The organism is Streptomyces sp. NBC_00005 (assembly GCF_045160215.1).
GTDB lineage: Bacteria > Actinomycetota > Actinomycetes > Streptomycetales > Streptomycetaceae > Streptomyces.
Genome location: NZ_CP108316.1, coordinates 8,144,652 through 8,157,393, shown reverse-complemented (window position 1 = coordinate 8,157,393; position 12,742 = coordinate 8,144,652). Strand labels below are relative to the sequence as shown.

Genomic DNA, 12,742 nt, shown 5'->3' with positions numbered 1-12,742 from the left:
ACCGGCGTGTTGAACAATCCTCCGCAGCGATCTTCCTACGGGGGTCAGCCGACCAGGTTGTCGGCCATCTCCTCGGTGATGCTGGACTCCGTGCCCGGGATGCCGAGGTCGGAGGCGCGCTTGTCGGCCATCGCCAGCAGGCGGCGGATACGGCCGGCGACGGCATCCTTGGTCAGCGGCGGGTCGGCGAGCGCGCCCAGCTCCTCCAGCGAGGCCTGCTTGTGGTCCATGCGCAGGCGCCCGGCGGCCGCGAGGTGCTCGGGAACCTCGTCGGCGAGGATCTCCAGGGCGCGCTGGACACGGGCTCCGGCGGCGACCGCCGCGCGCGCGGAGCGGCGCAGGTTGGCGTCGTCGAAGTTGGCGAGACGGTTCGCCGTGGCGCGCACCTCGCGGCGCATCCGGCGCTCCTCCCAGGCCAGCACCGACTCGTGCGCGCCGAGACGGGTCAGCAGGGCGCCGATCGCGTCGCCGTCGCGCACGACCACGCGGTCCACACCGCGTACCTCGCGGGCCTTCGCGGCGATCGACAGGCGGCGGGCGGCGCCGACCAGGGCGAGCGCGGCCTCCGGGCCCGGGCAGGTCACCTCGAGGGAGGACGAGCGGCCGGGCTCGGTGAGCGAGCCGTGCGCCAGGAAGGCACCCCGCCAGGCGGCCTCCGCGTCGCAGGTGGCCCCCGAGACCACCTGCGGCGGCAGACCGCGGATCGGCCGGCCCCGCCCGTCCACCAGGCCGGTCTGCCGGGCCAGCTGGTCACCGCCGGCGACCACCCGGACGACGTAGCGCGAACCGCGGCGCAGTCCGCCCGGAGCCATCACAATCAGCTCGGAACTGTGGCCGAAGATCTCCAGGATGTCCCGCTTCAGACGTCGCGCCGCCATCGCGGTGTCCAGCTCCGCCTCGATCACGATGCGCCCGCTGACCAGGTGAAGGCCGCCGGCGAACCGCAGAATGGCGGAGACCTCCGCCTTCCTGCAGCAGGTCCGGGTGACGGGGAGCCGGGAAATCTCGTCCTTCACCGCTGCCGTCATCGCCATGGGCCGATCCTTCCATGCATCCGAAAAATACGGTCGTACGCGGCGGCCAGCAGCTCCGGGTCGTGCCGAGGGGTTCCGTCCCTCCGGGCCACCGGCGCCAGCTCGACCGCGGCTCCGAGGCGCTTGGCGGCCTCGGTGAGCACGTCGCGGTCGGGCACCGCGGCCTCGTCGGCCAGCACCACGTCCAGGGCGAGTTTAGGGGCGTGTCGTCCCAAAACCTCCAAATGACGCTGCGGGGAGAAGCCTTCGGTTTCTCCGGGTTGCGGAGCGAGGTTCAGCGGGAGCACCCGGCGCGCCTTCGTCTCGACGAGCGCGTCCAGCAGTTCCGGCACGAGCAGGTGCGGGATGACCGAGGAGAACCAGGAGCCAGGACCGAGGACGACCCAGTCGGCGTCGAGGACCGCCGCGACGGCTTCCGGGACCGCGGGCGGGTCGTGCGGCACCAGGTGCACGGACTGCACCTCGCCGGTCGTGAGCGCCACGTTCGCCTGGCCGCGCACGGTGTCGACCTCCTCGGGCCGGTCCGGGTCGTGGCCCTTGACCAGCGCCTGCAGCTCCAGGGGTACCGCGGACATGGGCAGCACGCGCCCGTGGGCGCCCAGGAGCTTGCCGACCAGGTCGAGCGCCTGGACGTGATCGCCGAGCTGTTCCCAGAGGGCGACGATCAGGAGGTTGCCGACCGCGTGCTCGTGCAGGTCGCCCTGGGACTGGAAGCGGTGCTGGATGACGCGGGCCCAGGTCTGGCCCCAGTCGTCGTCGCCGCACAGCGCGGCGAGCGCCTTGCGCAGGTCGCCGGGCGGCAGCACGCCCAGCTCGTCCCGCAGGCGCCCGCTGGAGCCGCCGTCGTCGGCCACGGTGACGACGGCGGTGAGGTCGCCGGTGATCCGGCGGAGAGCGGCGAGCGAGGCGGACAGGCCCATGCCGCCGCCGAGGGCGACCACCTTGGGCTGGGCGCCGCGGCGGCGCGGCCGGGCGCCGCGGGCCTCGACGGGCCGGCCCGAGCGGGACTCGGGCACGACCCGGCGCAGCCTGCTCAGCCGAGGAGAACGTTCCGTCATTCGCGTCCCATGTCCCGGTGCACGACCACCGTCTCCACACCCTCGGCCGCGAGGCGCGCGGCCAGCTTCTCCGACGTGGCGACCGAGCGGTGCTTGCCGCCCGTACAGCCGATCGCGATGGTCACGTACCGCTTGCCCTCGCGGCGGTAGCCCGCCGCGATGAGCCTGAGCAGCTCGGCGTAGCGGTCAAGGAACTCCTTGGCGCCGGGCTGGTTGAAGACGTACGCCGACACCTCCTCGTTGAGACCGGTGAAGGGGCGCAGCTCCGGGACCCAGTGCGGGTTGGGCAGGAAGCGCATGTCCGCGACCAGGTCGGCGTCGACCGGGAGGCCGTACTTGAAGCCGAAGGACATGACGGTGGCCCGCAGCTCGGGCTCCTCATCACCGGCGAACTGGGCGTCCATCTTGGCGCGCAGTTCGTGCACGTTGAGGCTGGAGGTGTCGATCACCAGGTCGGCGTCGCCGCGCAGCTCGCGCAGCAGCTCGCGCTCGGCGTCGATGCCGTCGACGATGCGGCCGTCGCCCTGGAGGGGGTGCGGGCGGCGCACGGACTCGAAGCGGCGCACCAGGGCGTCGTCGGAGGACTCCAGGAAGACGATCCGCCGGGTGACGTGCTTCGCCTCCAGGTCGGCGAGGGACTCGCGGAGGTTGTCGAAGAAGCGGCGGCCGCGGACGTCGACGACGACCGCGATCCTGGCCACGTTGCCCTGTGAGCGGGCGCCGAGCTCCACCATGGTGGGGATCAGCGCGGGCGGCAGGTTGTCGACGACGAACCAGCCGAGGTCCTCCAGACACTTGGCGGCGGTCGACCGGCCCGCGCCGGACATTCCGGAGATGATCACCAGCTCGGGGATGGCCGCCTCGGGCACCCCTGGTGTTTCGCTGCCCGTACTCACCTGTGCTCCGTCTCCGGCTTCGCTCTGTTGTCCATCGTGCTCGTTCACGTTCATGTCTCCTGCCCCCGTCGTTCGTCCGGAACGCCCATGGCCACGGGCTGCCCGCTGGAACCCATCGTTCCGGGTTCCTCCTCCATGATCTCTCCAGTCGCCGTGTTCACGGCGGGCGCGGCCGGAGCCGCCTGGGCGAGGGCCACGGCGATGGTCTCGGCCGTCTTGCGGCCTATGCCGGGAACCTCGCAGATCTGGTCGATGGTGGCGGATCGCAGTTTCTTCAACGAACCGAAATGTTTCAGCAGTGCCTGCTTGCGCGTCTCCCCGAGCCCGGACACGTCGTCCAGGGGGCTCGACCGGAAGCGCTTGGCCCGCTTGGCGCGCTGGTAGGTGATCGCGAAGCGGTGGGCCTCGTCGCGGACGCGCTGCAGCAGGTAGAGGCCCTCGCTGGTGCGGGGCAGGACCACCGGGTCCTCGTCGTCCGGCAGCCACACCTCCTCCAGACGCTTGGCGAGGCCGCACACGGCGACATCGTCGATGCCGAGCTCGTCGAGGGCCCTCTTGGCCGCCGCGACCTGGGGCCGGCCGCCGTCGACGACGACGAGCTGGGGCGGGTAGGCGAACTTCTTCGGGCGGCCTTCGTCGTCCTTGAGGCCGCCGTTCGGGACACTGCCGTCCTGAAGACCGTCGTCCTGCAGGCCGTCGCGCTGCGGGCCGTCCTCGACCCACTCGCCGGTCTTCTCCTTCTCGACGAGGTACCGCCTGAAGCGGCGGGTGATCACCTCGTGCATGGAGCGGACGTCGTCCTGCCCGGCGAAGCCCTTGATCTGGAAGCGGCGGTACTCGCTCTTGCGCTGCAGGCCGTCCTCGAAGACGACCATGGAGGCCACGACGTCGTCGCCCTGGAGGTGCGAGATGTCGTAGCACTCGATCCGCAGCGGGGCGCTGTCCAGGTCGAGGGCCTCGGCGATCTCCTCCAGGGCACGCGAGCGCGTGGTCAGGTCGGAGGCGCGCTTGGTCTTGTGCAGCACGAGCGCCTGCTGGGCGTTGCGCTCCACCGTCTCCATCAGGGCCTTCTTGTCGCCGCGCTGCGGGATGCGCAGGGAGACGTTGGAGCCGCGGCGCTCGGTGAGCCACTCCTGGACGGGCTCGACCGGGTCGGGCAGCGCCGGGACGAGGACCTCCTTGGGGACGGAGTCGCCCTTCTCCTCGCCGTAGAGCTGTTGCAGGGCGTGCTCGACGAGGGCGCCGGTGGTGATCTCCTCGACCTTGTCGGTGACCCAGCCGCGCTGGCCGCGGACGCGTCCGCCGCGGACGTGGAAGATCTGGACGGCCGCCTCCAGCTCGTCCTCGGCGACCGCGATCAGGTCGGCGTCGGTCGCGTCGGCGAGCACGACCGCGCTCTTCTCCATGGCCTTCTTCAGGGCCTCGATGTCGTCGCGCAGGCGGGCCGCCCGCTCGTACTCCATGTCCTCGGCCGCCAGCGTCATCTGCTTCTCGAGGCGGCGGATGTACGTCCCCGTGCGGCCGGCCATGAAGTCGCAGAACTCCTCGGCCAGTTCGCCGTGCTCCTCGGGGGTGACGCGGCCGACGCAGGGCGCCGAGCACTTGCCGATGTAGCCGAGCAGGCAGGGGCGGCCGGTGCGGGCGGCGTTCTTGAAGACGCCGGCCGAGCAGGTGCGCACGGGGAAGACGCGCAGGAGGAGGTCCACGGTGTCGCGGATCGCCCACGCGTGCCCGTACGGCCCGAAGTAGCGCACGCCCTTGCGCTTCTGGCCCCGCATCACCTGGACGCGCGGGAACTCCTCGTTCATCGTCACCGCGAGGTACGGGTAGCTCTTGTCGTCGCGGTACTTGACGTTGAACCGGGGGTCGAACTCCTTGATCCAGGAGTACTCCAGCTGCAGGGCCTCGACCTCCGTGGACACCACGGTCCATTCCACGGACGCGGCCGTGGTGACCATGGTGCGGGTGCGGGGGTGGAGGTTCGTCAGGTCCTGGAAGTAGTTCGCCAGGCGCTGGCGCAGGCTTTTCGCCTTTCCGACGTAGATCACCCGGCGGTGCTCGTCACGGAACCTGTACACCCCCGGAGAGTCCGGGATCTCACCCGGCCTGGGGCGGTAGCTGGAGGGATCGGCCATGTCTCACACCCTACTGGCGAGGGGTGACAGTGCGGCGGGCCTGTGGACAACGCCGTAGCGGGGGCTACCGGGTCTCGAGGAAGGTGAGAACGGCCAGGACGCGTCGGTGGTCGTCGGTGTCCTCGGTGAGGTGGAGTTTGCCCAGGATGCTGCGGACGTGTTTCTCGATGGTGCCCTCGGTGACCCACAGCCTGCGGCCGATGCCCGCGTTGGAGCGGCCCTCCGCCATCAGGGCCAGGACCTCGCGCTCCCGGGTGCTGAGGTGGGACAGCGGGTCGTCGCGGCGGTGGGCGGAGAACAGCTCCTGCACCAGGGAGGGGTCGACGACCGAACCGCCCCGGTGGATGCGCTCCAGTGCCTCGATGAACTCGTCGACGACGGTGACCCGGCTCTTGAGCAGATAGCCGACCTTGCGGCCGCTCGCCAGCAGTTCCAGGGCCTCCTCGACCTCGATGAACGCCGACAGGACGAGGATGCCGGTGGTGGGGTGGCGCTCGCGGATCCGGCGGGCCGCCTTGAGGCCCTCGGTGGAGTGGTCCGGCGGCATTCTTATGTCGACGATCGCGAGGTCGGGGCGTTCGGCGGCGACCAGTTCCAGGAGCTGCGTGGCGTCCCCCGCCTGCCCGACGACGTCGTATCCGACCCGCTCGCACAGGCTGGCCAGCCCCTCCCGGAGCAGCACGTCGTCGTCTGCGAGGACCACCCGTCCCCGCGCGGGCTGCTGCGATGCGTCGTCCATGGCCCCGGCCCCCCTTACCCCCCGATCGGTGCGCGCCCAACAGCCTGCCCGACCCGTCCGTTTCCGGCTAGCCGGAAACGGAATTGGGGGCCTGCCGTGACGACATGGGAACGTATCCAGGCGATTCTCGTACCAGTGCAGATGCAGGTGGACCGGCCGGCTCGGGCGAGAGCGGGCGGGTCACGGCTCGAAGGGCTGCGGGATGCGTCGGATGCGGATCGAGAAACCACGGCGGTCGGTCCGCGCCCGCCGGTACACGGACGACACGCACGCGTGGAGTGACGTCCTGGACCCCAGGGACCCCGATGTGGTGCGCGCCAAGCGCCTGCGGGACGAACAACACGGCGGAATCGACCGCCCCTAGAACCGGACGGCTGCCTCTCCGTCCGACACGACCGCCCGGTCGTACGCGAACGTCACCAAGTCCAAGGTTCCCCCGTCCTGGACTACTCCCCCCGCGTACGCCCGGGCGGTCACCCGTCCGTCGAGGGCCCGCTCAGCGGCAGCCGCACGTGCAGCGTCGTCCCCCGGCCCCGTGGGCTGCTGACGTCCAGCTTGCCGCCGATCGCCTCGACCCGGTCGATGAGCCCGATCAGGCCGGAGCCGCGGCCGGGTTCGGCGCCTCCCGTGCCGTCGTCGCGAATGGTCAGCTCCAGGACGTCGTCGCGGATCTCGGCCTCGACGCCCACCACGCCCGCGTGCGCGTGTTTGACGGCGTTGGTGAGGCACTCGGAGGTCACGTAGTACGCGGCCACCTCCAACTGCTCCGGCAGGCGTGGGGCGGGCAGTCTGAGGTCGAGTTCCACGGCGACGGCGGAGCGCCGGGCCAGCGAGCGCAGGGCGGGACCCAGGCCGCCCTTGGACAGGATGGCCGGGTGGATGCCGCGGGCCACCTGCAGCAGGTCCCGGGAGGCGTCGTCGAGGCCCTTGCTGACGTGGGCCAGCTGTTCGGCGAGTTCGGACGTCGGCTCGGCGAGCATGGACTCGGCCAGCCGCAGGTCCAGTTGGAGCGCGACGAGCCGCTGCTGGACTCCGTCGTGCAGATCGCGTTCGATCCGGCGCCGGGAGGCGTCCCCGGCGGCCACCACGCGCGCGCGTGAAGCGGTCAACTGGGCGCGGCTGTCGGCGTTCGCGATGGCGGTGGCGACGAGTTCGGTGAAGTCGCCCAGCCGCGACTCGGTCCCCTCGGGCAGCGACTGCAGCGAGGAGGCCGCGACGATGAAGCCCCACAGCCGGTCGTCGACGACGATGGGCGAGGCCACGGCGCGGCCGACGCGGGCCGCACGCCGAGTCCGGGCCACCTCATCGATCGCCCTTCGCCCCGCGTCGCGGCGTGCCTCGCGTGTCGTCCGCTCGGCCTCATCCAGGATCCCGTGCGCGGTCCCGAGGACCGTACGGCTGGCGTCGGGCTCGTGCCGCAGGACGGCCGCGGTCGTGTTCAGCAGGTCCCCCACCTCCTGCGCCACCCTCGCGAACACTTCGGACGACGGGGCACCGCGGGCCACCAGGGTGGCGACCCGGCGCAGCGCGGCCTGTTCCCGGGCGGTGCGGCGGCTCTCGGTGACGTCGCGGGCGGCGGCGTAGATGAGGCCCTCCTCGGGGACCGGCCGGGCGCTCCACTGGAGCCAGCACTCGGTGCCGTCCCGGCGCAGGTAGCGGTTCTCGAACTCGGCCAACTCGACGCCGCCGGCCAGCCGTTCGAGTGCCGCGAGGGTGCCGGCCCGGTCCTCCTCGTGGACGAACTCGATGTACGGCCTGGACAGAAGCATCTCTGCCGGGTAGCCGAGGATGCGCTCGAAGGCCGGGTTGACGCGCTTGAAGCAGCCGTCGACACCGGAGATGCACAACAGGTCGAGGGAGAGGTTGAAGATGCCCTCCAGTTCCTCTTCGGCCTTCTTGCGCCGCCCGTGCGCCGCCGCGAAGGACGCCATGGTGCCGTTCATGCCGCCCAGCAGCTGGGCCCAGGTGCCGTCGAAGGAGGCGACGTCGGCCCGGTGTTCGAGCCGGTTGTCGTCGATCGCCGTGTTCATGGAACGGATCTCGGCGGCCAGTCGTTCCGTACTCACCCGCAGTTCGCGGAACGTGTCGGCGACATCGCCGAGTTCGTCGCGCCCGGCGTAGCGGATGTCGTACGACAGATCGCCGGACGACAGCGCCCGCGCGCCCGCGGAGACCTCGCTCAGCGGCCGGGTGATCGAACGCCGCAGGGCCAGGGCGAGGACGGTGACGACCAGGAGGACCGCCAGGGAGCCGGCGAGGTCGCGCGCCGCCTTGTTCTCGGCGACGTGCAGGTCGTGGGCGCTCGTCCCGTCGAGTGCCTGCGCGGCCTGGTCCTGAATGCCGCGCAGGGATTCGATGCGGGCCTTGGAGTCGGCGAGCCAGCGGTCGTACGTGGGCCAGTGCACGGCCCGGGGCTCGGAGGTCAGCATGTCGCGGACCTTGCGCACGGCTCGTCCGGGGGCCTCGAACTGCGTGCTGTACAGCTCGGCGCTCAGCCGGTCGGAGGTGTTCTGCCGGAACTCCCGCAGCTGGGCCTCCTCCAGCGCACTCCAGCGTCCGGCGGCGGTGGGGCGCCGGTCGGCGGGCTCGGCGAGCACGACGGCCAGCTCGGCCCGCTCCCGTTCGGCGGCCTCGATGGCCCTCACCAGCGCGATGTGGGCGTCGGCCGCACGGCCCGCCGCCCTGGTGGGGCGCCCGGATTCGAGGGCGGAGACGGAGTCGAGCAGTTCGTCCTCGATGGTCTGGTACTGCTGGACGACCGCGGGCGCGGTGAGCGAGGCGGTGCCCGTCTGCACGCGTGCCGCGTGGAGTTGGCGGCCGACGGCTTCGAGTTCGCCGGCGACGTCGGCGTGTGGCCAGGAGGCGGCCCGGGCGGTGGCCCGCAGCAGTGTGCGGTCGGTGGCCCGCTCGGCCGCGGACCGTTCGGCCAGGGTGACCGGGCCGGGGCGCAGTCGGGCCAGCACGGCGGCGATCCGCTCGCGCGCGACGGCGTCGGAGACCTCGGTGGTCGCGAACGACACCGCGGTCGCCGTGTGGAAACGGTCCAGCCTGCGTGCCTCCTGCCACTGGGCGACCGCGCTGAAGACGGTGAATACCAGCATCCCGGTCACCGGCAGCAGCACGAGCAGCATCAGCTTGCGGCCGACGCGCAGGCGGGCGAGGAAGGGCGTGCGGTTCCCGCGCGGGGAAGGCGACTTGGCCGCCGTACGCCTTTGCCGGGCGAGCGGTGAGCGTCTGCCGAGCGGGAGGCGTCCTGTGAGCGGGGAGCGGCTCATGGCCGGTCCTCAGCGGCCGGTGGGCGGGTAGTACTGGTGGTCGGCGAGGTCCTGGTCGATGGCCTCGACCGCCCGGTCGAGCGCCGGTCCGGTCGCCGGGATCGCACGGTTGACGTCCGTCATGCACACCACCTCGTCGGGGCTCGGGAGGAAGGCCGGGAAGCGCCGGCCGGGATCCGGGTCGGCGCCGGTGGCGGGGATCACTGGAATCGCCGGGACCGCCCACTGCCAGGAGCCCATGAGGTCACCTCCCGCCGACCGCACCGCGGGCGCGAAGCCGTACGCGTTCCGTCCACGCCCTGGGTCGAGCACAACAGCCCGAGCCGGGCGGCGCCTTGCAGCCCCGCTTGCGGAGCTTCCTCAGCATGCCCCTGAACGCGCCGACGGTCCAGGCGCCCTCGGCGCACCCGGGAGGCGGCCGGCCCCGGCGGCATCGCCGTACGGGCCGGGGAGCCGGCGGTCATGGCCCCTTCTGCGGATAGCCGTCGTGGGCTGCCACATCCTTGTCGATGGCCTCGACCGCCTGGTCGAGCGCCGCCTTCACCGAAGCCCTGTCCAGCATGATCTTCGTGAAGGCACGGCCGAAGGCGCTGGTGATCGCCGGATAGGCGGGCGTCTGCGGTCGCGGTCGCGCGATCCCGGCGCGCAGTTGCTCGATGAAGAGGTGCTCGCCGCCGCCCACGTCGTACTTGGGGGACAGCTTCACGGCCTTGTCCGTGCCGGGGATTCCGCCGTTGGCCACGCTCATCCGGTGGACCTGCCGCGGCTGGAGCAGATAGGCGAGGAAGCTCCAGACGGCGTCGCCGTCGGTGGCCCCGGACGTGATGCCCCACTGCCAGGAGCCCATTCCCGTGACGGTGCCGTTCCCGAAGTCGGGCAGCGGCACGATCGCCACGTCGCCGGGGAACGCCTTGGTGTACTGCGGATACCGCCAGTGGCCGGCCCAGGAGATGACGCTACGACCCTCGTCGAAGGCCTTTTCGTCCTTGTCGGGTTCGGTGTAGCCGGCCTTGGCCCAGCCCTGCATGGTGGTGAGCGCCTTGACGGACTCCGGGCTGTTGAGGAAGCCGTCGGCCGTGCGGAACGTCTTCGGGTCGATGAGATCACCGCCCGCCGACCACACGGCGGGCGCGAAGCCGTACGTGCTCCACTCGTCGCCCCGCGCCGCGTAGACGAGCCCCAGGTCGAGCGGCGTCCGGTAGCCCCGCTTGCGGAGCTTGGCCAGGATCCCGGTCAACTCGTCGGCGGTCCAGGCGTCCCCGATGCCCTTGGGGATGCGGACGCCGGCCTTCTTCAGCACCGACGGACGGACGTACAGTCCCATCCCGGAGTCGAAGGTGCCGATGCCCCACAACCGCCCCGCGTAGGTGCCCTGTCGGCGGACCGAGGGCAGCAGGTCCTCCCGGACACTCTCGGGCACGCAGGAGTCGATCGGCTTGAGCTTGCCGGACCAGGCGTAGTTGTAGAGGTTGGGGCCGTCGAAGTCGAGCAGGTCGGGCAGGTCGCCGCTGGCCGCGGCGGACTCGACCAGATCGGCGTACGGACGCTGTTCGGGCAGTTTGACGAGTTCGACGCGCACCTTGTTCTGCGCCTTGTTGAACTCCTTGACCTGGCTCTGCAGCGTGCCGACCTCACCGGGCGGGCCCTGGTGGAACCACACCGTGACATGGGCGGTGCCGTCGATCCTGCCGTCGCAGGTCGTGTCGCCCGGCGCCTTCTTCGCCTTGTTGTCGCCGCTCCCACCGGCACCGCATCCGGCCAGCAGCAGCGCGATCCCCAGCAGCCCGGACATCAGGGCGCGACACCTATGAGGGACTCCGAAGTTGCTGAGCGCCGCCTTCATCGCGCACCCCCCACTCGACCGGGCTTCCACGGCCTCTCCAGGGCGACCTCATGCTACCGCTCGTGACCTCTCGCTGCGCTACGTGAGCACGAACCGGCGGATTCGGCACCGGACTTGAGCACATTCCAGCTGACCGGTAGCTCTGGCACCCACTCTTTCCGGGTAGCCGGAAGGCGCAATCACCTGTCGATGGGCACCCTGTGAGCATGTCCATGCGCTGTCTCCTCGTCGATGACAGCATCCGGTTCCTGGAGGCCGCACGCACTCTGCTGGAGCGCGACGGGATACCCGTCGTCGGCATGGCCTCGACGGGTGCGGAGGCTGTCGCGCGGGCGGCGGAGCTCGTTCCGGACATCGTCCTGGTGGACCTCGAGCTCAACGGCGAGAGCGGCTTCGACATCGCGCTGGAACTGGCCGACCGTGTCTCCTCCGTCATCATCCTGATCTCCACGCACACCCTGGAGGACTTCCAGGAACTCGTCGCCGGCAGCCCGGCCCGCGGCTTCCTGCACAAGTCCGACCTGTCCGCGCGGGCGATCAGGGAGGTGCTCGGCGACGACGGGACCACCGCACCGGCTTGAGACCGCCGCTCGCGTCTCGGCCAGGAGTACGCCGGTGTTGGGCGTCAGGTGTTGTCGGGACTTGGTCAACACGCTTCAATGCGGGGGAACTCGGGGCCGTGAACGACGGCGTACGGATGTGAAGACCCCCCGACGCCGACGGGGTGGCCCCGAAAGACAGCGTGGACACGGCCCGACCAGCCGTGGCGAGCATTCACAGAGGAGCCCCTGCATGCCGCACGCCACACAGCACGCGGACGTCGCCGCCGTCGCGACCGCGGAACTGGACTCCGCCCTGCGGGGCGGCCCCTTCCACGTGGCGCTGCGTGCCGCGATCGCCGCCCGCGGACTGCCGCTGCAGCGCGTGCAGCACCATCTGTCGCGCTACGGGGTCAAGGTCGGCGTCACGAGCCTGAGTTACTGGCAGCAGGGTGCCCGGCGCCCGCAGCGCCCCGAGTCCCTGCGGGCCGTGCGGGCACTGGAGGAGATCCTCCAGCTGCCGGAGGAGTCCCTGATCCGGCTGCTCGCCACGACCGACGAGGACCCGTCCGCGCAGCGGCCCGCGGGCCGTTCCTACCGGTCCCTGGTGGAGGCGTCGGGCGTCCTGGAGCGGCTGATGGCCGAGCTGGGCTCGCCCCTCGACGGCGGGCTGCACACCCTGGGGCACCACGAGCTGGTACGGATCGGCCCGCGGCGCGAGCTGGCGGGGCGCGAGTCGCACCACATCGTGCGCGCCCACAAGGACGGCGTCGACCGCTTCGTGGCCGTCCACCACGGCGACCCGGGCTGCACACCGGAACGCATGCGGGTGCAGGCGCTGGAGAACTGCCGCACGGGACGCATACGCGTGCACCACGACACCGGCGTACTCGTGGCCGAGCTCCTCTTCGACACCCGCCTGCGGGCCGGCGACACCTTCCTCTTCCGCTACGGCGTCGAGGACGGCACCGCGGGCGTGTCCCGCGAGTACGTCCGCGGCTTCGGGCCGGCCGGCGGGCAGTACGCGCTCCAGGTGCGCTTCGACGAACACGCCCTGCCGTCCCGCTGCCACCGCTTCGCCCAGCACTCACCGGCGGCCCCGCGCAGCGGCCGCCAGGAACTCCCCCTCAGCGGCCGCCACCACTCGGTCCACCTCGTCGAGCCCCGGGTCCGGACAGGGATCGTGGGGATCGGGTGGGACTGGGAGTGAGCCGGACGTAAAC

The 12,742-nt window shown here is 71.5% G+C and carries 11 protein-coding genes; 3 read left to right on the top strand and 8 right to left on the bottom strand.

The window, feature by feature from the left end; translation table 11 throughout:
* Positions 1–44: 44 nt before the first annotated feature.
* The 5 genes from whiA to OG303_RS37225 form a co-directional block, all read right to left on the bottom strand.
* A complete protein-coding gene (gene whiA, locus OG303_RS37245) occupies positions 45–1,034 on the bottom strand; it encodes a DNA-binding protein WhiA (protein ID WP_393868114.1) in 990 nt (329 codons plus the stop codon).
* Positions 1,025–2,092 (bottom strand): uridine diphosphate-N-acetylglucosamine-binding protein YvcK, encoded by a 1,068-nt coding sequence (gene yvcK, locus OG303_RS37240; RefSeq protein WP_405874066.1) that lies wholly within the window; start codon positions 2,090–2,092, stop codon positions 1,025–1,027. Before yvcK ends, whiA begins: the two co-directional genes overlap by 10 nt.
* Complete coding sequence (gene rapZ, locus OG303_RS37235; RefSeq protein WP_405874065.1) at positions 2,089–3,042, bottom strand: RNase adapter RapZ; 954 nt, start codon at positions 3,040–3,042, stop codon at positions 2,089–2,091. The genes yvcK and rapZ overlap by 4 nt, the downstream gene beginning before the upstream one ends.
* Positions 3,039–5,123, bottom strand: coding sequence for an excinuclease ABC subunit UvrC (uvrC, locus tag OG303_RS37230; RefSeq protein ID WP_405874064.1), 2,085 nt, complete (start codon positions 5,121–5,123; stop codon positions 3,039–3,041). The genes rapZ and uvrC overlap by 4 nt, the downstream gene beginning before the upstream one ends.
* 64 nt (positions 5,124–5,187) lie before the next feature.
* Positions 5,188–5,862: a response regulator gene (locus OG303_RS37225; RefSeq protein ID WP_405874062.1), complete on the bottom strand. Its 675-nt coding sequence runs from the start codon at positions 5,860–5,862 to the stop codon at positions 5,188–5,190.
* A 211-nt stretch (positions 5,863–6,073) separates the two neighbouring features.
* On the opposite strand from OG303_RS37225, the gene OG303_RS37220 reads away from it, so the two are divergent.
* A complete protein-coding gene (locus OG303_RS37220; protein ID WP_405874061.1) occupies positions 6,074–6,226 on the top strand; it encodes a hypothetical protein in 153 nt (50 codons plus the stop codon).
* A 109-nt stretch (positions 6,227–6,335) separates the two neighbouring features.
* On the opposite strand, the gene OG303_RS37215 is transcribed toward OG303_RS37220, so the two are convergent.
* The 3 genes from OG303_RS37215 to OG303_RS37205 form a co-directional block, all read right to left on the bottom strand.
* On the bottom strand, positions 6,336–9,137 hold the full coding sequence (locus OG303_RS37215; RefSeq protein WP_405874060.1) for a PAS domain S-box protein: 2,802 nt from the start codon (positions 9,135–9,137) through the stop codon (positions 6,336–6,338).
* Positions 9,138–9,146: 9 nt separating this feature from the next.
* On the bottom strand, positions 9,147–9,377 hold the full coding sequence (locus tag OG303_RS37210) for a hypothetical protein (RefSeq protein WP_405874058.1): 231 nt from the start codon (positions 9,375–9,377) through the stop codon (positions 9,147–9,149).
* 220 nt (positions 9,378–9,597) lie between these two features.
* Entirely contained in the window at positions 9,598–10,929 is a 1,332-nt protein-coding gene (locus OG303_RS37205; protein ID WP_405874057.1) for an ABC transporter substrate-binding protein, read from the bottom strand.
* A 257-nt stretch (positions 10,930–11,186) separates the two neighbouring features.
* Here OG303_RS37205 and OG303_RS37200 point away from each other — a divergent pair, with 257 nt between their 5' ends.
* Together OG303_RS37200 and OG303_RS37195 are read left to right on the top strand one after the other, a co-directional pair.
* On the top strand, positions 11,187–11,561 hold the full coding sequence (locus tag OG303_RS37200; RefSeq protein WP_405874055.1) for a response regulator: 375 nt from the start codon (positions 11,187–11,189) through the stop codon (positions 11,559–11,561).
* A 211-nt stretch (positions 11,562–11,772) separates the two neighbouring features.
* On the top strand, positions 11,773–12,729 hold the full coding sequence (locus tag OG303_RS37195) for a hypothetical protein (protein ID WP_405874053.1): 957 nt from the start codon (positions 11,773–11,775) through the stop codon (positions 12,727–12,729).
* Positions 12,730–12,742: the final 13 nt, after the last annotated feature.

Bases quoted from the DNA above. Each gene is read 5' to 3' on its own strand.
- whiA (WP_393868114.1), bottom strand. From the start codon at position 1,034: ATGGCGATGACGGCAGCGGTGAAGGACGAGATTTCCCGGCTCCCCGTC.
- yvcK (WP_405874066.1), bottom strand. From the start codon at position 2,092: ATGACGGAACGTTCTCCTCGGCTGAGCAGGCTGCGCCGGGTCGTGCCC.
- rapZ (WP_405874065.1), bottom strand. From the start codon at position 3,042: ATGAACGTGAACGAGCACGATGGACAACAGAGCGAAGCCGGAGACGGA.
- uvrC (WP_405874064.1), bottom strand. From the start codon at position 5,123: ATGGCCGATCCCTCCAGCTACCGCCCCAGGCCGGGTGAGATCCCGGAC.
- OG303_RS37225 (WP_405874062.1), bottom strand. From the start codon at position 5,862: ATGGACGACGCATCGCAGCAGCCCGCGCGGGGACGGGTGGTCCTCGCA.
- OG303_RS37220 (WP_405874061.1), top strand. From the start codon at position 6,074: ATGCGGATCGAGAAACCACGGCGGTCGGTCCGCGCCCGCCGGTACACG.
- OG303_RS37215 (WP_405874060.1), bottom strand. From the start codon at position 9,137: ATGAGCCGCTCCCCGCTCACAGGACGCCTCCCGCTCGGCAGACGCTCA.
- OG303_RS37210 (WP_405874058.1), bottom strand. From the start codon at position 9,377: ATGGGCTCCTGGCAGTGGGCGGTCCCGGCGATTCCAGTGATCCCCGCC.
- OG303_RS37205 (WP_405874057.1), bottom strand. From the start codon at position 10,929: ATGTCCGGGCTGCTGGGGATCGCGCTGCTGCTGGCCGGATGCGGTGCC.
- OG303_RS37200 (WP_405874055.1), top strand. From the start codon at position 11,187: ATGTCCATGCGCTGTCTCCTCGTCGATGACAGCATCCGGTTCCTGGAG.
- OG303_RS37195 (WP_405874053.1), top strand. From the start codon at position 11,773: ATGCCGCACGCCACACAGCACGCGGACGTCGCCGCCGTCGCGACCGCG.